Annotated in this window: 17 protein-coding genes; 3 read left to right on the top strand and 14 right to left on the bottom strand. The window is 64.7% G+C overall.

What is annotated here, in order from left to right; all coding sequences use genetic code 11:
- Positions 1–465: 465 nt before the first annotated feature.
- The 12 genes from rpmE to rpsB form a co-directional block, all read right to left on the bottom strand.
- Positions 466–696 carry a 50S ribosomal protein L31 gene (gene rpmE, locus SPHN_RS18055; protein ID WP_055880673.1) on the bottom strand — a complete coding sequence of 77 codons (231 nt, stop codon included), beginning with the start codon at positions 694–696 and terminating at the stop codon, positions 466–468.
- 101 nt (positions 697–797) lie between these two features.
- Complete coding sequence (gene fabZ, locus SPHN_RS18050) at positions 798–1,247, bottom strand: 3-hydroxyacyl-ACP dehydratase FabZ (protein ID WP_432715113.1); 450 nt, start codon at positions 1,245–1,247, stop codon at positions 798–800.
- A 45-nt stretch (positions 1,248–1,292) separates the two neighbouring features.
- Entirely contained in the window at positions 1,293–1,955 is a 663-nt protein-coding gene (locus SPHN_RS18045; protein ID WP_248525212.1) for an OmpH family outer membrane protein, read from the bottom strand.
- Positions 1,955–4,729 carry an outer membrane protein assembly factor BamA gene (gene bamA / locus SPHN_RS18040; RefSeq protein WP_248525215.1) on the bottom strand — a complete coding sequence of 925 codons (2,775 nt, stop codon included), beginning with the start codon at positions 4,727–4,729 and terminating at the stop codon, positions 1,955–1,957. The genes SPHN_RS18045 and bamA overlap by 1 nt, the downstream gene beginning before the upstream one ends.
- A gap of 53 nt (positions 4,730–4,782) precedes the next feature.
- Positions 4,783–5,916: an RIP metalloprotease RseP gene (rseP, locus tag SPHN_RS18035; RefSeq protein WP_248525211.1), complete on the bottom strand. Its 1,134-nt coding sequence runs from the start codon at positions 5,914–5,916 to the stop codon at positions 4,783–4,785.
- Positions 5,913–7,070 (bottom strand): 1-deoxy-D-xylulose-5-phosphate reductoisomerase, encoded by a 1,158-nt coding sequence (locus SPHN_RS18030; RefSeq protein WP_248525209.1) that lies wholly within the window; start codon positions 7,068–7,070, stop codon positions 5,913–5,915. The genes rseP and SPHN_RS18030 overlap by 4 nt, the downstream gene beginning before the upstream one ends.
- Positions 7,067–7,822, bottom strand: a complete 756-nt coding sequence (locus SPHN_RS18025; protein WP_248525208.1) for a phosphatidate cytidylyltransferase — start codon at positions 7,820–7,822, stop codon at positions 7,067–7,069. Before SPHN_RS18025 ends, SPHN_RS18030 begins: the two co-directional genes overlap by 4 nt.
- 65 nt (positions 7,823–7,887) lie before the next feature.
- On the bottom strand, positions 7,888–8,655 hold the full coding sequence (locus tag SPHN_RS18020) for an isoprenyl transferase (protein ID WP_349238518.1): 768 nt from the start codon (positions 8,653–8,655) through the stop codon (positions 7,888–7,890).
- A complete protein-coding gene (frr, locus tag SPHN_RS18015) occupies positions 8,652–9,209 on the bottom strand; it encodes a ribosome recycling factor (RefSeq protein WP_132738138.1) in 558 nt (185 codons plus the stop codon). The genes SPHN_RS18020 and frr overlap by 4 nt, the downstream gene beginning before the upstream one ends.
- 1 nt (position 9,210) lies before the next feature.
- Complete coding sequence (gene pyrH / locus SPHN_RS18010) at positions 9,211–9,939, bottom strand: UMP kinase (RefSeq protein ID WP_056066004.1); 729 nt, start codon at positions 9,937–9,939, stop codon at positions 9,211–9,213.
- 411 nt (positions 9,940–10,350) lie between these two features.
- Positions 10,351–11,283, bottom strand: coding sequence for a translation elongation factor Ts (gene tsf / locus SPHN_RS18005; protein WP_248525207.1), 933 nt, complete (start codon positions 11,281–11,283; stop codon positions 10,351–10,353).
- Between the two features lie 89 nt (positions 11,284–11,372).
- Complete coding sequence (gene rpsB / locus SPHN_RS18000; protein WP_248525206.1) at positions 11,373–12,227, bottom strand: 30S ribosomal protein S2; 855 nt, start codon at positions 12,225–12,227, stop codon at positions 11,373–11,375.
- Positions 12,228–12,552: 325 nt separating this feature from the next.
- Here rpsB and SPHN_RS17995 point away from each other — a divergent pair, with 325 nt between their 5' ends.
- Positions 12,553–12,786: a hypothetical protein gene (locus tag SPHN_RS17995; RefSeq protein ID WP_248525205.1), complete on the top strand. Its 234-nt coding sequence runs from the start codon at positions 12,553–12,555 to the stop codon at positions 12,784–12,786.
- Here SPHN_RS17995 and SPHN_RS17990 read toward each other — a convergent pair.
- Both SPHN_RS17990 and SPHN_RS17985 read right to left on the bottom strand, forming a co-directional pair.
- Positions 12,725–13,576 carry a CDP-alcohol phosphatidyltransferase family protein gene (locus tag SPHN_RS17990; RefSeq protein WP_248525204.1) on the bottom strand — a complete coding sequence of 284 codons (852 nt, stop codon included), beginning with the start codon at positions 13,574–13,576 and terminating at the stop codon, positions 12,725–12,727. The genes SPHN_RS17995 and SPHN_RS17990 overlap by 62 nt on opposite strands.
- A complete protein-coding gene (locus SPHN_RS17985; RefSeq protein ID WP_248525203.1) occupies positions 13,573–14,301 on the bottom strand; it encodes a phosphatidylserine decarboxylase in 729 nt (242 codons plus the stop codon). Before SPHN_RS17985 ends, SPHN_RS17990 begins: the two co-directional genes overlap by 4 nt.
- A gap of 164 nt (positions 14,302–14,465) precedes the next feature.
- On the opposite strand from SPHN_RS17985, the gene SPHN_RS17980 reads away from it, so the two are divergent.
- Together SPHN_RS17980 and SPHN_RS17975 are read left to right on the top strand one after the other, a co-directional pair.
- Positions 14,466–15,686: an NADP-dependent isocitrate dehydrogenase gene (locus SPHN_RS17980; protein WP_132896229.1), complete on the top strand. Its 1,221-nt coding sequence runs from the start codon at positions 14,466–14,468 to the stop codon at positions 15,684–15,686.
- Between the two features lie 238 nt (positions 15,687–15,924).
- Positions 15,925–17,703 (top strand): cation:proton antiporter, encoded by a 1,779-nt coding sequence (locus tag SPHN_RS17975; RefSeq protein ID WP_248525201.1) that lies wholly within the window; start codon positions 15,925–15,927, stop codon positions 17,701–17,703.
- The last annotated feature ends 182 nt before the right edge of the window (positions 17,704–17,885 follow it).

Raw genomic sequence — 17,885 nt, 5'->3', positions numbered from 1 at the left:
ACACTCGCATAACCTCCCTTGCGGAAGATTTGGAGCATCTGGTTTTTTGCGACCGCTGCGTCCAGACCGTGTGGCCGTTCGCTGCGGTGACACCCCTCTAGGCGGGGTTCGCAGAACCGTCAAACGCTTTTTTACAGTTTCAGGTCAGTTTTTCGGTTTCTAGAGCAGAAGCGCCCTCCTGGCCTCCTAGCGGGGTGGCGGCGCACGAGCGCAATGCCCGCCAGGTTTTCGGCTGTCAGCGCCGTGCGTCAGCAGGAATAAGGCGCCCCCCAGAAAAGTCATCCGGTCACCGGCCCCGAATGGTCCCAGCTTCGGCCAGCTTCCCACGTCGCTGGCTGCGGCTACGTGGTCCGAAAACGAGCAAAGCCGGCGCACGCTTGGTAGCGGCGCCGGCTTAAATGCCCTCGAATGGGATCCACCACATGCCCTGCCCGAAATTTCGGGTCGGGCCTGGTCGATACCGGATTACTTGCGGAGCGTAAGGCCACCACCGAAACGCTTGTTGAAGCGCGCGACCTGGCCGCCGGTGTCGAGCATCGTGCCACGGCCGCCGGTCCATGCCGGATGCGCGAGCGGATCGATCTCGAGCGTCATCACATCGCCTTCCTTACCCCAGGTGGTGCGGGTCTGGTACTTGCTGCCATCCGTCATCTGGACGGTGATCATGTGATAATCGGGGTGCGTGTCGGCCTTCATGGCAATTCTCCGGTAGGTGGCTGGTTCCGACCAGCCTGAAAGGAAGGCGCGCCCGTACACGGACGTGCCCGATTTTACAAGAATGCGTGCTTCGAGGCGATTCAGGCCTTGGGCGGGTCGGCGATCATCGCCGTGAAGTTCGCCTCGGCCACCAACTGCCCGTCGACCAGAGCGCGGCCGGCGAACTTGCAGACCGAGCTCCGCTTCTGGACGAAATTCACCTCGAGTTTCAGCAAAACGCCCGGCTCGACCGGCTTGCGGAACTTCGCCCCGTCGATCGCCATGAAATAGACGAGCTTGCCCGAGCCCGCGAGACCCAGCGACTCGACCGCGAGAATCCCCGCCGCCTGTGCCATCGCCTCGACGATCAGCACGCCCGGCATGATCGGGCGCCCAGGGAAATGCCCCTGGAAGAACTGCTCGTTCATCGACACCGCCTTGATCGCGGTGATCGACGCGTCGAGGATCAGATCCTCGACACGATCGACCAGCAGCATCGGGTAGCGATGCGGCAACGCTGCCATGACGCGCCCGATATCGAGCGGGCCCATACCTTTTTCAGCAGTATCGTTCACGGTCTCGGTCATCGGTGTGGCTTAGCGACCCTGCGGGGTGCGCGTCGCGGCAGGCGCACGCGCGGCTGCGGCGGGTGCGGCACCCTGCTGCTGCTGCCCAGCCTGGTTCGGCTGCCAGTTCGCCGGTACGGCCGTGCTGACCGACGGCACGAGGCGATCGAGCTCGGTGGTAATCGCAGCGGTGATGTCGGCGGTCGGCTGAGCGAACAGCGCAGCCTCCGGACGCAGCAACAGGCTGACGTTCTTCGCGCGAACGGCCGCCGTCACGGCGTCGCTGAGCTTCGCCTGGATCTGCTCGATCGCATATTGCTGCGCGCGCTGGGCAGGCTGCGTCAGGCGAGCGAGTTCCTGGTTGGCCGCGGCCTCGCGTGCCTGGATCGCCTGTGCCTGCGGGCGCAGCGTGGCTTCGGTCGCACCGGGCGCGCGTTGGGCGGTCTGGAACGCGGTGACCAGCGGCTGCAACTCGCGCGCGACGGCCTGGCGACGGGTCTCGGCCTGGTCGAGCTGGGCCTTGTAGGTCGTCTCGATCTGGCCACGCGCAGCGTTCCAGGCCTTCGAGTTGGCGATCGCGCCCTGCGCATCGGCGACGGCAATACCCGAAACCTGCGCGTCGGCAGCGGTCGTGGTGATGGCAGCCGGCGCGACGAGCGCTGCGGCGAGGAGAAGCGTCTTGAACGTCGTCATCAGAACTGTGTCCCTACGTTGAAAGTAATAAGCTTGGGGTCGTCACCCTTCTGGGTGAGCAAGGCCTTGGCGAGATCGATACGGAGCGGGCCGAACGGCGAGTTCCAGTTGACGCCGACACCAATCGACAGACGCGGCTTGGCCGAGTTGCCGAGGAAGCTTTCGACGAAGGGCGTCTGTTCGGTCTGCGCGCGTGGATTGGCCATCGTACCGATGCACGACGTACCCGCCGAGTCGGGCGAACCTCTCTCGCACGTCGTGTTCGCCGTCACCGGCGCGCCGGACGTGTCGGTGGTCGTATAGGTATAGAGAGGCGCACCCAGGGAGTTCACCGCGGGCGTAAAGTTGGACTTCACATAGTCCTTGCCCGTGGTCGGATCGGTGACCGTCTCGAATGTCGCGGTCGGCAACGGCCTAGCGATGCCGAACAGGCTGCCCACCTGCGCGTAGATCGACGGCCGCAAGCCGAGCTCGCGCGCGCCCGAGCCCAACGGAATCTCGATTTCCGCACGCGCCAGGTAATAAGCGCGCCCACCCAGCGCATCGTCCTGGATCGAGTTGCGATCGGTCGCGAGAACCTGGGTCGGGGTGCCGTTGCTGTAGGCCGCGCGAAGAATGCGCGGTCCGACGCCGCGGATATCGAAGCCGCGGAACTGCGGTTCGCCGAGATAGAAACGATCGGTGATCCGGACCGCGTCCGATCCCTCCCTGCGCGCCTTTTCAAGCGGATGGATATAGCCGCCCTCGGCGATGATCGAGCCGATGAACCCGCTGCCGAGATTCTGGTACTTCGACCCTTCGAAACGCGTTCGGATATACTTCACGTCGCCACCGAGACCCGCAAAGTCCTGGCTGAACGAGAAGCGCGAACCGGCCGTCGGGCGCAAGCGGCTGTTGAGATTGTCGCGGCTGAGCGAATAGCCGACCGAGGACGTCCAGCGATTGCCGATCGCGTCGCACAGATAGCGTCCCGCCACGAGCAGGTTGCACGAGCCGTCGGCGTTCAGGAACTGGTTGTCGAGACCAACCTCGTCGTAGGACAGGCCATAGCGGCCCGACAGCGACCAGAATTCGGTCAGCGGCACGCCGGTACGAAGCTGGAAGCCGGTCGAAACCTGCGAATAATTGGTCTGCCGATCGTTGCCGACAAAATTGAACGAATTGTAATCACGGCGGAAGATGTCGCCACCCAGCGCAATGTTCTTGTCGAACAGATAGGGCTCGGTGAAGCCCAGCTCGATCGACTTCGAGTAGCTCGAATAGTTCACGCCCGCGCGCAGTTCCTGGCCCTTGCCGCGGAAGTTCCGCTGCGTGATGTTCGCCTGGATGATGAAGCGCTCGAGGCTGGAATAGCCTGCCGACAACTGAAGCTCGCCGGTCGACTTCTCTTCGAGGTTGGTCTCGAGGATTACGCGGTCGGGCGCCGAGCCCGGCAGCTGCTTGATCTCCATCTTGTCGGCGAAATAGCCGAGCGAGTTGATGCGATCCTGCGACCGCTTCACCTGGAAGCTGTTGAACGCATCGCCCTCGGCGAGACGGATCTCGCGCCGCACGACCTTGTCCTGAGTCTGCGTGTTGCCGTTGATCTCGACACGCTCGACATAGGTCCGCTTGGCTTCGGCGATGTTGAAATTAATCCCCATCGTCAGCGTATCGGCGTCCTTCTGGAACTCCGGGTTCACCTCGGTGAAGGCATAGCCAAACAGACCCGCGGTCTGGCTGAGATTGTCGACCGAGTCCTCGACCAGCTTCGCGTTGTACCAGTCACCCTTCTTGAGCGGCAGCGTGGCTGCGAGCTTGCTGTTGTCGAAGTCGCGGATCTGGCTGTCGACGGTGACGTCGCCGAACTTGTAGCGCTTACCTTCCTCCACCACGTACGTGATGATGAAGTCCTTCTTGTCCGGCGTCAGCTCGGCGACGGCGGAGGTCACGCGGAAATCGGCATAGCCCTGCGTCAGGTAGAACTGGCGGAGCTTCTGCTGATCGTACGAGAGACGATCCTGATCGTAGCTGGTCGCCGACGAGAGCAGGCGGAACAAGCGTGCCTGTTTGGTTGCCATCTGGCCGCGGATCTGGTCGTCGGAGAACACCTCGTTGCCGAGGATGTTGATCTGACGAACCTTCGATTTCGGCCCCTCGCTGACGACGAACACCACATCGACGCGGTTCTGGTCGAGATTGACCATCTTCGGATCGATGACGGCGCCGAAGCGGCCCTGGCGGCGATACAGCTCGATGATCCGGCCGATGTCCTGGCGGACCGCGGTACGCGTGAAGATCTGGCGCGGCGCGAGCCTGATCTCTTTCGTGATCTTGTCGCTCTTCAGCGCCTTGTTGCCCTCGATGATCACGCGGTTGATGATCGGGTTCTCGCGAACCCGGAGCACGATGTTGCCGTTCTCGACACCCGCGATCGAGTAGTCCGCGAACAGGTCGCTCGCCTGCAGGTCCTTCAACGCCTGATCGAGCGTCTCGGCGGTGTACGGAATGCCGACGCGCAGCTTGGTGTAGGACAACACCGTCTCGGGCTCGATCCGCTGCGATCCCTCGACGCGCAAAGTCTTTATGGTGCGCACGGATACCGGTGCGGCGACGGGCGTTACACCAACTACAGGCGCAGCAGTCGTCGGCGTCTGCCGGCCCGAAGACGGGCTGGGAGTCGCGGAACCGGCCGGCACGGTCTGTGCCAGCGCGGGAACGCCCGACAGGATCGTTCCTGCAAGCAGCAGGGCGCCCTTGCGCGCGAAATCGTAACCGTTGATCGCTGTCACCAAACCCACCTTAAAAACGTGCACATACAAGGCGCGCCCGCCCTGCCCTATCGTGGTCAGCCGATCAAGCCGGCCAGATTCTTCCACAGCCCGAAATTGCCGAGATCGTTGAAGGTCACCAGCAGCATCAGCGCGAGGATCGCCGCGAGGCCGCCGCGAAACGCCCATTCCTGCACCTGCGGCTCGACCGGGCGCCTGCGCACCGCTTCGATCGCATAGAAGAACAGGTGACCGCCATCCAGCATCGGCACTGGCAGCAGGTTGATGAACCCCAGATTGATCGAGACCAGGGCGATCAGGAACACATAGGCGTCGAGCCCGAGCGACATCTGCTCGCCCGAAACCTTGGCGATGCTGAGCGGTCCGCCGAGTTCCTTCACGGAGCGGCGCCCGGTGATGACCTGCCCCAGCGTCTCGACCATCATCGAGACGATCTGGCCGGTGCGCTTCACCGCGACGACCGGTGCTTCGATCAGGCTGACGGGAACGATCACCGGCTTCGAGCCGGCGATACCGAGGCGCCCGATCTTATATTCGTTGCCGAAACGGTCGCGCTGCAATTCGGTGCCGATCACGAGGTCGCGCGACACCGCCTGGCCGCCACGCACCGCGTCGATCCGCGTGCTCTCGCCGGCGCGGATGCGGGCGAAGCGGGCGAGATCGTCGAACGTCTCGACCGAACGGCCGCCGATCGCGGTGATCCGGTCGCCGACCTGCAATCCGGCCGCAGCCGCGGCGCTGCCGGGCATTGTGCCACCGACGACGGGCGGCATGCGGATGTCGCCATATGCGAACGCGAAACCGGCGAGGATAAGGATCGCGACGACGAAATTCACGACCGGTCCCGCGGCGACGACGATCGCGCGCTGCCATACCGGCTTCGACTGGAAGGTGCGCTGGCGGTCTTCGGCGGGCAGCAACAGCCATTCGGCCGAGGGCTGGCTTGCCGGGTTCATGTCGCCGGCGAACTTCACATAGCCGCCGAGCGGGAGCCAGCCGAACTTCCAGCGGGTCCCGCGCTTGTCGGTAAAGCCTGCGATCTCGCGACCGAAGCCGACCGCGAAGGCATCCGCCTTGATCCCGAAAAAGCGCCCGGCGAGGTAATGGCCCATTTCGTGCACGAACACGAGCGGTCCGATCACCAGGACGAACGACAATATCGTCAGCAGGATACCGGGTGTTTCGATCAAACCGCGCAATCCTTCACACGCTTGCCCGCCAAGATCCGCGCCTCGGCGTCGATCGCCAGCACGGCATCGACGCTGTCCGGTGCGGCCGGGTTATAGCGCATTAGCGTATCCTCCACGATTGCGGCAATTTCGAGGAAACAAATGCGGCGCTTGAGGAAGGCCTCGACCGCGACCTCGTTGGCGGCGTTGAGAATCGCCGGCCGCGCCCCGCCCGCATCCAACGCTTCGCGCGCGAGTCGCAAGGCCGGGAAGCGAACCGGATCGGGCGCCTCGAACTCGAGTCGGCCGATTCCGACCAGATCGAGCGGGGCCATCGGCGTCGCCATCCGGTCCGGCCAGGCGAGCGTATGCGCGATCGGCGTCCGCATGTCGGGCGGACCAAGTTGCGCCAATACCGACCCATCGACATAATCGACCAGGCTGTGAACCACAGATTGCGGGTGGATCACGATCTCGATCCGGTCGTGGGGGATCGGAAACAGCCGCGCGGCCTCGATCAATTCGAGGCCCTTGTTCATGCAGGTCGCCGAATCGACCGAGATCTTCGCCCCCATCGACCAGTTAGGATGCTTGACCGCCTGTTCGAGCGTCACGCCGCGCATCTGCTCGGTCGTCCAGTCGCGGAACGGCCCGCCGCTGCACGTCAGGATGATGCGGCGGACGCCCTCGGGGCGGCTCGCGTCGAAGCACTGGAAGATCGCGTTATGCTCGGAATCGGCGGGCAACAGCGTCGCGCCGGTCCGCTTGGCCGCGGCAAGGATGACGTCGCCGGCAGAAACCAGCGGCTCCTTGTTGGCGATCACGACGGTGCCGCCCTGCTCGATCGCCGCCATCACCGGCTTGAGCCCCGCACACCCGACGATCGCGCCCATCGTCCAGTCCGCACCCGATGACGCCGCCTCGGCGATAGCCTCGGCACCACCACCGGCACGAATCCCCGTGCCGGCCAGCGCTTCACGAAGTTCGGGCAGGCAGCCCTCGTCCGCGACGACGGCAAACTCCGCCTTGGTCCGGATCGCAGCCGCGGCGAGCTTTGTCACGTCGCAATTGGCGGTCAGCGCGACGACGCGGAAGCGGTCGGGCTCACGCTCGATCAGGTCGAGCGTCGAGGTACCGACCGAGCCGGTCGCCCCCAAAATCGTGACGCTCTTCATGCGTAGAAATGCGGCAGCAGGACGAGGAACGCCGCGACCGGCGCGACCGGGACCAGGCCGTCGAGGCGATCCATGACGCCACCATGCCCGGGCAGGATGTTGCCGCTGTCCTTCACGCCTGCCACCCTCTTCAACCAACTCTCGTAAAGATCGCCCATCTGCGCGAGCACGGCGAGCACCGGGGTCGCCAGTGTCATCCGCATCGGCAGGCCGTATTGCGTGTGCAGCACCGCCGCGACCGCGCTCGCCAGCACGACGCCGCCGATCAGCCCCGACCATGTCTTGTTCGGACTGATCACCGGTGCGAGCTTGGGCCCGCCCAGCGTCCGCCCGGTGAAGAACGCGCCGATATCGCAGGCCCACACCAGCGATAGCGCCCACAGCGTGTAAAGGATGCCCTCGTCCTGCCGCCGGATAATCATCAGCGCGAGTACGGGGAGACCGCAATAGACGATACCGAGCGCCAGCTTGGGTTTGCGCGTCGTGATGACGACGAAGAACGCCGCGCCCGCGAGCAGCCCGAGCGTGAAGAAATCGTGGATCACCAGGATCAAAGACGCCGGCGCCATCAGCGCGAGCGGGACCGACAGCGCGAACTGCGTCATCCGCTTGGTCTTGGCGTCGGCGCCCTGGAGCATCGACCATTCGGCCATCATGAACAGCGCCGCGACCACGCCCAGCAGCCAGAACGCGATCCCGCCGAGCGTCAGCGCGATGCTGGCGACGACGATCATGCCGACGCTGGCGATCATCCGGAGCTTGAGATTGGACGGAGTTCGAAGCGCCTGATCGGGTGCTTTTTCAGGGTCGGTAAGATTCACAGGCCACCGTAGCGGCGCTGGCGTTGGCCGAATGCCGCGACCGCCTCAGCAAGCGCTGCCGCATCAAAGTCGGGCCATAGCGTGTCGACGAACAGGAGCTCGGCATAGGCCGCCTGCCACAACAGGAAGTTTGACAGGCGTTGCTCGCCCGAGGTGCGGATCATCAGGTCGAGCGGCGGCAGATCGTGCGTGTCGAGTTCGGCCTCGATCGTGCCGACCTCGATGCTGGCAGGATCAAGCGTACCGTCACGGGCGCGTTCGGCAAGGCGGCGTGCCGCGCCCACCAACTCGGCATGCGCGCCGTAGTTGAGCGCGATCGCGAGAATCGGACCGGTATTGCTCGCGGTCCGCGCGATCGCGTCGTCGACCATCGCCACCAGATCGGGCGAAAAGCTGTGATAGTCGCCGATCACGCGCAGCCGGACGTTCTCGCGCGCGAGTTCGTCGAGGTCGCTGCGGATGAAATGCCGCAGCAGCCCCATCAGGTCGCTGACCTCTTCGGCCGGACGCCGCCAGTTCTCGGACGAAAACGCATACAGCGTCAGCGCCTCGATCCCCATCGCCCGCGCCGCGCGCGTTACCTTGCGCACCGCCTCGACGCCGGCCTTGTGCCCGGCGAAGCGCGGCAGGAACCGCTTCTTCGCCCAGCGGCCATTGCCGTCCATGATGATCGCAACATGACGCGGCACCGCCCCGCCCGAGGGGACGGCGACGAGCGGCGCGGCGGAGGTAGCCCCCGCCGAAGCGGCGCCGAACGCCCTCACTTGCCCAGGATTTCCTTTTCCTTGGCGGTCGCGGTCGCATCGAGCTCGGCGATGATGCTGTCGGTCAGCTTCTGGACTTCGGTCTCGTGACGCTTGCGCTCGTCCTCGCCGAATACGCCCTTCTTCTCGTCGACCTTCAGCGAATCCATCCCGTCGCGGCGCACGTTCCGCACCGCGATGCGCGCCTTTTCGGCATACTGGCCGGAAAGCTTGGCGAGCTCCTTGCGGCGCTCTTCGGTCAGATCGGGGATCGGCAGGCGCAGCGTCTGGCCGTCGACGATCGGGTTGAGGCCGAGGCCGGCCGAACGGATCGCCTTGTCGGTCGGGCCGACGTTCGACTTGTCCCAGACCTGCACCGACAGCATCCGCGGCTCGGGCGCCGACACGGTCGCGACCTGGTTCAGCGGCATCGACGACCCGTACACCGTCACCATCACCGGATCGAGCAACGCGGTCGACGCACGACCCGTGCGCAGGCCGGCGAGATCGCTCTTCAGCGCTTCGACGGCACCCGCCATGCGGCGTTCGAGGTCGGTCTTGTCGTATGCAGCCATCTTAAAGCTCCTGCTCGTTCTGGACGATCGTCGACACGCCATCACCCGCCAGCACCGCGGCGAGATTGCCGGGTTCGCGGATGTTGAAGACGACGATCGGGATGTTGTTGTCGCGGCACAGCGCGATCGCGCTCGCGTCCATGACCTTCAGGTCGTCGGACAGCACCCGGCTGTACGTGACCGTCTCGTAGCGCACCGCGTCGGGGTGCGTCTTCGGGTCGGCGTTATAGACGCCGTCGACCGAAGTACCCTTGAACAGCGCGTCGCACTTCATCTCGGCTGCCCGCAGCGCGGCGCCCGAATCGGTGGTGAAATAGGGGCTGCCGACGCCTGCCGCGAAGATCACGACGCGGCCCTTTTCGAGGTGACGCTCGGCACGGCGGCGGATGAACGGCTCGCAGACCGACGCCATCGGGATCGCCGACTGGACGCGCGTGTCGACGCCGATCTGCTCGAGCGCGTTCTGCACGGCGAGCGCATTCATGACGGTCGCGAGCATGCCCATGTAATCGCCGGTCGCCCGGTCCATGCCGCGTGCCGCACCGGCCATGCCGCGGAAGATGTTGCCGCCACCGACGACGATGCAGATCTCATAGCCCTTGGCCTTGATGTCGGCAATTTCCTGCGCGACGCGGGCGGTGACGGTCGGATCGATCGACAGGCCCGACGGTCCCATCAGGACTTCGCCCGACAGTTTCAGCAGGATACGGTTGTAGCGCGGAGGCGTCATAAATCTCGAAATGTGATTGGCGGGGCGGCGCGGACCTTAGGCGGCGAGGCCCACGATGTGAAGCGCTGTGCGGCGCGTGCATCGAAACTGGATGGAGACGGGACGGAAAATTCTTGTTCGCGAAAGGCGCGCAACGGAGAATTACCGTCATTCCCGCGGAGGCGGAAATCCATACTGGCTAGCGTCCCAATAGCTCACCCGCCCCGGAGTATATGGATCCCCGCCTGCGCGGGGATGACGGAGCAGCACCAAGGCTGCCCCGCGATCCCGCTCCCCTCGGGGAGAAGGTGGCCCGGCAGGGCCGGATGAGGGGGCGTGAGGTTCGAGACCCGACCACTCCCCTCACCCTTCCCACGGCCAAGTGGCCGCGGGCCCCTTCCCTCTCCCCGGAGGGAGAAGGAAAAGGATGGCTTACGCCTGTGGCACACCCGAAGCAGCAGCAACCTCGGCTGCAAAGTCGGACTGCTCCTTCTCGATGCCTTCGCCGAGCTGGAAGCGGACATAGTCCACCAGCTTGATCTCGGCGCCCGCATCCTTGCCGGCCTTGGCGACGACGTCGGAGATCTTGGTCTTGCCGTCCATCACGAACAGCTGGCTGACCAGAGCATGCTCCTTCCGGTACTTGGCGATGCCGCCCTCGACCATCTTGGCGATGATGTCGGCGGGCTTGCCCGACTCGGCGGCCTTCTCGGTCGCGATCGCGCGCTCGCGCTCGATCTCGGACTCGTCGAGGTCGGCTTCGTTCAGCGCCTTCGGGAACGCCGCTGCGATATGCATCGCGAGCTGCTTGCCGAGCGCCTGGAGAACCTCGTCCGAAGCCTCCGACTCGAGCGCGACGAGAACGCCGATCTTGCCGAGGCCGGGTGCCGCCTGGTTGTGGATGTACGGAACGACCGCACCCTTGCTGACTTCCAGCGTGCGCGAGCGGCGCAGCGACTGGTTCTCGCCGATCGTCGCGACGTTGTTCGTCAGGACTTCCTCGACGGTCTTGCCCGATGGCATCGCCTGCGACTTCAGCGACTCGATGTCGCCGCCCGTTGCGAGCGCGATCTGCGTGACGTCACGGACGAACGACTGGAACTGGTCGTTCTTGGCGACGAAATCGGTCTCCGAATTGACTTCGACCGCTGCGCCCCTGGTACCCGACACGGCGACGCCGACCAGGCCCTCGGCCGCGGTGCGGCTGGACTTCTTGGCGGCGGCTGCGAGCCCCTTTGTGCGCAGCCAATCCATTGCCTGCTCCATGTCGCCGGCGTTCTCGCTCAGCGCCTTCTTGCAATCCATCATGCCCGCGCCGCTCTTCTCGCGCAGATCCTTGACCATTGCTGCCGTGATATCGGCCATGATTTTATTCCTTTTTAGGTCTGAATATGGTTGCGGGCGAGGCAGAGCTTTCGCCCTACCCCGCCCGCATGACGGTTCGGCGACGACGCTTATGCGTCGATCTGGCGCTCACCCTCGGCTGCGAATTCTGCAGCGGTATCGGCATTCGCGGTTGCCTGCGCCGTGTCAGCCGTAGCTTCGACGGTCGGCTCTGCGCTCAGTGCCTCTTCCTTCGGCGGCTCGACCATCGCGCCGACATCGGCACCGGTGCGGCGCTGCTGCTCCTGGCCGCCGCGCGTCGCTGCGATCGCGATCGCCTCGCAGTACAGGCGGATGGCGCGGGCTGCGTCATCGTTCGCGGGAACCGGGAAGGCGATGCCGTCCGGCGACACGTTCGAATCGAGGATCGCGACGACGGGAATACCCAGCGTGTTCGCTTCCTTGATCGCCAGCTCTTCCTTGTTCGCGTCGATCACGAACATCACGTCGGGAATGCCGCCCATGTCGCGGATGCCGCCGAGCGAAAGCTCGAGCTTGTCCTTCTCGCGGGTGAGCTGGAGGACTTCCTTCTTGGTCAGGCCGACGGTGTCGCCCGACAGCATTTCCTCGAGCGTCTTGAGACGCTTGATCGAACCCGAGATGGTCTTCCAGTTGGTGAGCATGCCGCCCAACCAGCGATGGTTGACGAAGTGCTGGCCCGAACGACGCGCCGCGTCCGCGACGGGCTCCTGCGCCTGGCGCTTGGTGCCGACGAACAGGACCTTGCCACCGCCGGCAACAGCCGAAGAGACGAATTCGAGCGCGCGCGCGAACAGCGGCACGGTCTGCGAAAGGTCGAGGATGTGGACGCCGTTACGATCACCGAAGATGTAAGGCTTCATCTTGGGGTTCCACCGATGAGTCTGGTGGCCGAAATGCGCGCCCGTTTCGATGAGCTGCTGCATGGAGACGACTGGAGCCGCCATAGGGATATATCCTTCCGGTTGTGCCTCTGGGAAGCGGATGACGTCGTGGCCGAATGACCGTGACGCACCGGGCTATGATGCCTCCCATGCGGGGTTAGAGGCGCGGCCCTTAGCGTGGCTTTGTGGGAAAAGCAATCGCACGCGGCGCGCTTGACTCATGGAACGCAATGAGAACATAAAGGGCTCAACGGGGAACAGATGTTCGACTCGGCGCTGATTCGAACCGGTATAGCCGGATTCAAAATGCGACGAACGGAACGATGTTTCTGACCAAGTGTTTGCGGACATTAAGAATTTGTTCGCAACTCAGAGGAAGGCGGACGTGATGTTGGTTCTGAGCTTCATGGTTTTTGCTGGTGCATTCGCGGTCGCGAGCATGATGATCGTCTCGTCGATCGCGCCGCAATGGGACCGCATCGTACGGCTTGCCATGGGTAACGTCGAGTCGGCGTTCCAGCCGCTCCGGACGCTGGCCGTGGCGGAGCGCCGGATCGCTGTCAGGCGCTGGGCGTCGACGACGGCTCCGGCACCCGCCCGCCGCTGGAACGCTGCCGCCTGATCTTGGCGTAGCTCGCGATGCTGAACGGCATCGAAAGCAGGTACAGCACGCAGATGATGCTGAGCGTATGCCAAGGTGCGCTCACGATCGCGGCGCCGAGCAACACGACGAGCGCGATGGCCTCGAAACGGATGTTGCTGCGGAGCTTGACCGAACTCCACGAATAAGTGGCGATACTCGACACCATCAGGAGCGCGACGAACGCGACCCACGGCGCAACGAAATAGGGCGACGCGAATTTCGGCTCGTCGGTCCAGAACCAGAAGAACATTGGCATGAGTGCCAAGCCGGCGCCGGCAGGAGCTGGAACACCGGTGAGGAAACCGGCCGATTTGTGCGGCTGGTGACTCTCGTCGATCTTGGCGTTGAAGCGCGCGAGACGCAGTGCGCAGAACACCGCGAAGATCAGCGAGCAGATCCAGCCAACGCGCGGTAGCGCGGCCAGCGACCAGAGATAGACGATCAGTGCGGGCGCGACACCGAACGAGATCGCGTCGGACAGCGAGTCGAGCTCGGCGCCGAAACGGCTCTCGCCGTGCAACATGCGGGCGATCCGACCGTCGAGGCCGTCGAGCACGCCCGCGACCATGATCATCGCGACGCCGCTTTGCCACTCGCCGCCGATTGCAAATCGCACGCCGCTCAGGCCTGAGCACAATGCCAGTGCGGTTACGGCATTGGGTGCGACCGCGCGCAGCGGAAGGCCGCGCGGCGCCCGGCGGGTGCGACCGAACTTTCCGCGACCGCGTGAGTCGGTCGAACCGTGATCGATCTCGTCGCGACCGATCATTGCGCGACACCACCGACCGGAACACCACCGACGCGACCAAGGACGGTCTCGCCTGCAATGCTGCGCTGGCCGAGGCAGACCTGCGGTACGACATGATCGGGCAGGTACACGTCGACGCGGCTGCCAAACCGGATCAGCCCGATGCGCTGGCCGGCCGCGACCATGTCGCCGGCCTTCACGAAGCCCAGGATACGCCGTGCCACCAGGCCGGCGATCTGCGTAAAGCCGACCCGCATGCCATGACGGTCCTCGACCACGAAATGCTGGCGCTCGTTCTCGTCGCTCGCCTTGTCCAGGTCGGCGTTAAGGAACTTGCCCGAGATATAAACGACTTGGCGGATAGTCCCGGCGATCGGCGTGCGATTGATATGCACGTCGAACACCGACATGAAGATCGAGATGCGGACCAGCGGCGCGTCGCCGAGACCGTTCTCACCGGCCAGCTCACGCGGGATGGGAACGCGCTGGATCATCGTGATCAGGCCATCGGCGGGGGCGACGATCAGCCCTTCTCCCTGCGGTGTCGTGCGGATCGGATCGCGGAAGAACGTCGCGACCCATATCACAACGCCGACCATCGGCCAGAACAGCACGTGGCTAACGATCGTCAGCAGCAGCGTGATGCCGGTCGCGATCGCGACGTATTTGTGGCCTTCCGGATGGACTGCGGGAAATCGCCATTTGACCGTGGAGGTCGTGACGGGCGGCTTGTCGAGCGATGCCATAACCCGCGGGTCTATCCGTGCCTGACGCGCGATACAACGATGAACCGGCTTTTCCTTACAGCGCCAACGGTTGCGCAATGCTCACCGGGCCGCTGCCGGGTGGTTGATCGCCGCGCCGCGCTCCCCTAGACGCTCCCCAAACCCCTCCCCCGAAGGACCCGGATATGGCGAAGATCAAGGTTAAGAATCCGATCGTGGAGATCGATGGCGACGAGATGACCCGGATCATCTGGGAATGGATCCGTGAACGCCTGATCAAGCCGTATCTCGATATCGAGCTCGATTATTACGATCTCGGCGTCGAGCATCGCGATGCGACCGACGATCAGGTGACGATCGACAGCGCGCTCGCCACGCAGAAGCACGGCGTCGCAGTGAAGTGCGCGACGATCACGCCCGACGAACAGCGCGTGACCGAGTTCGGTCTGAAGAAGATGTGGAAGTCGCCGAACGGCACGATCCGCAACATTCTCGGCGGCACGATCTTCCGCGAGCCGATCGTGATCAAGAACGTCCCCCGCCTGATCCCGGGCTGGACGCATCCGATCGTCGTCGGCCGTCATGCATTCGGCGATCAGTACCGCGCGACCGACTATCTGGTCCCCGGCCCCGGCAAGCTGCGCCTCGTCTTCGAAGGCGACGACGGCACGGTCATCGACCGCGAGGTGTTCCAGTTCCCGTCGGCCGGCGTCGCGATGGCGATGTACAACCTCGACGACTCGATCCGCGATTTCGCACGCGCGTCGATGCACTACGGCCTCAACCTGAAGTGGCCGGTGTACCTGTCGACCAAGAACACGATCCTCAAGGCCTATGATGGCCGCTTCAAGGATCTGTTCGCCGAGGTGTTCGAGGCCGAGTTCAAGGACAAGTTCAAGGAAGCGGGCATCGTCTACGAGCATCGCCTGATCGACGACATGGTCGCATCGGCGTTGAAGTGGAACGGCGAGTTCGTCTGGGCCTGCAAGAACTATGACGGCGACGTCCAGTCGGATCAGGTCGCACAGGGCTTCGGGTCGCTCGGCCTGATGACCTCGATCCTGCTGACCCCGGACGGCAAGACGGTGGAGGCCGAGGCGGCGCACGGCACCGTCACGCGTCACTTCCGCATGCACGAGCAGGGCAAGGCGACCTCGACCAACCCGATCGCGTCGATCTTCGCGTGGACCGGTGGCCTGAAGTATCGCGGCAAGTTCGACGACACGCCCGACGTGACGAAGTTCGCCGAGACCCTCGAGCGCGTCTGCGTGAAGACGGTCGAAGACGGCCACATGACCAAGGATCTCGCGATCCTGATCGGTCCGGACCAGCCCTGGATGACGACCGAGCAGTTCTTCGAGCAGGTCCGGTCGAACCTTGAGACCGAGATGGCCAACTGGGCCTGATCTGACGCCCCGCTTCCGGAAACGGGAGCGGGGCTTTCTGCTTCCCGTCATCCTGACGAAAGTCAGGACCCAGGATTACAGACGCTGACGTTTTTGGCTCTGGGTCCTGACTTTCGTCAGGATGACGCGCGGCCGCGGCGACGTGGCGAACCACACCCAGCCGTCGTAGACGTCTTACCGGCCGCCGAAACGACACCACGGGTGACAAATCCGTCATGCGTCCCCTAAGGTCGATCGCATGGCATTACGGCTCGACAATCAAGGTTTCAGCGACGCGCTCGTCATTCTCGGCGCGGCCGGGCTTGTCATTCCCGCGTTCGCGCGGTTCCGGGTAAGCCCGGTCATCGGCTTTATCCTGGTCGGCCTGCTGGTCGGCCCCGCCGGATTGGGCTCGCTCACCGGTTCCGTGCCGTGGCTGTATTATCTCACCATCTCGAACCCGGAATCGATCGAGCCGTTCGCCGAGTTCGGGATCATCCTGCTGCTGTTCTCGATCGGCCTCGAACTCTCCTTCAAGCGCCTGTGGTCGATGAAACGGCTGGTGTTCGGCACCGGCGCGGCCGAGTTGATCGGGTCTGCGCTGATCATCGGCGTCGCGCTCCACTTCATCGGCCAAGAATGGGCCGGCGCGATAGGGCTCGGGTTTGCGCTGGCTTTGTCGTCCACTGCACTCGTCCTCCCACTGGTGGGCACCACCGGCGCGGTCGGCCGAGGTGCCTTTGCAATGCTGTTGTTCGAGGATCTGGCGCTGGTGCCAATCATCTTCGTGCTCGGTGCGCTGGCACCTACCGCGAGTGCGGACGGCTGGTCGAACATCGCCGGCGTCGCGCTGCGCGGCGGGCTGACCGTGGTCGCGATGTATATTGGCGGGCGGGTCGTATTACCCCGGCTGTTCGGACAGGCGGCGCGGACCAAGAGCCCGGAGCTGTTCCTCGCGGCGTCGCTGCTGGTCGTCATCGTTGCCAGCGTCGCGACCACCGCCGCCGGGCTGTCGCCGATCGTCGGCGCGCTGCTGGCGGGGCTGCTGATCGCGGAAACCGAGTACCACAGCGAGGTCGAGGTCATCACCGCGCCATTCAAGGGCCTCGCCCTCGGCGTGTTCCTGATCACCGTCGGCATGAGCCTCGACCTGCGGCTTATCGCGCAGAACTGGCCGTCGCTGCTGCTCGCGGTGACCGGCGTGGTAGCGACCAAGGCTGTCGTCACGTTCCTGTTCCTCCGCGTCGCCAATTCCCGCCGGGGTGTTGCCGCCGAGACTGGACTGCTGATGGGGAGCCCGTCGGAGACGACGCTGATCGTGCTGGCAACGGCCGCGCAGGCCCAGCTGATCCTCCCCTCGACCGCGTCGTTCTGGCAGACCGTCACCGCGATCGGGCTGACGATCACGCCGCTGCTCGCAAAGCTCGGCCGTACCGTGTCCCGCCAGTTGGAAAGCCGGTCGGTAGCGGATGCGGGCGATGTCGAGATCGACGACGACGGCCCCGGGACGGTCGTCATCGGCTTTGGTCGCGTCGGCCGGATGGTGGCCGACATGCTGGCGGTCCACGGGCAGAAATACGTGGCGGTGGAGGCGGATATCGACTCGGTCGAGGCCGCGCGCGCACAGGGCCACCCGGTATTGTTCGGCGACGTGGCGCGCCCGGAGCTGGTCGATCGGCTGAAGCTGCACACCGCCAAGGCGTTGATCCTGACGATGGACGATCCGGTGCTGACGGTGCGGCTGGCGCGGCGGGTGCGGGCCTTGGCGCCCGACCTGCCTATCGTGGCGCGCGCGCGGGATACGGCGCATGCCGCGGAACTGTACCGGGCTGGCGTGACAGACGCGGTGCCGGAAACGCTGGAGAGCTCGCTGCAACTGGCGGAGGCGGTGCTGGTCGATCTCGGGGTGGCGATGGGGCCGGTGATCGCGTCGATCCACGAGAAGCGGGATGAGCTTCGCCAGGAGATCAAGGCGGCGGCGGACATGATCGCTGAGCCGCGGATCCGTAAGGCGAAGCGGACGCCTCGGGCGGCGTGATCCTCCCGGTCTGGTAAAAAGGGTGTTCTCCCGTGAAGGCGGGAGCCCAGTCTGGGTGACGTGACCCCCGCCTTTCATCCAGCTGCGACCAGAGACCGACCGTTGTTGTCGCGCAGGAGCGCGGGTGAAGCAACGGTCAGGTTTAAACCCGACCGTTGCTTTTCGAGTTCTGCGGCGAAGGC

This window comes from Sphingomonas faeni (assembly GCF_023195535.1).
Classification (GTDB): Bacteria; Pseudomonadota; Alphaproteobacteria; order Sphingomonadales; family Sphingomonadaceae; genus Sphingomonas; species Sphingomonas faeni_B.
Note: the sequence above shows the minus strand (reverse complement) of the source record. Positions and strands in the feature narration are given on the sequence as shown.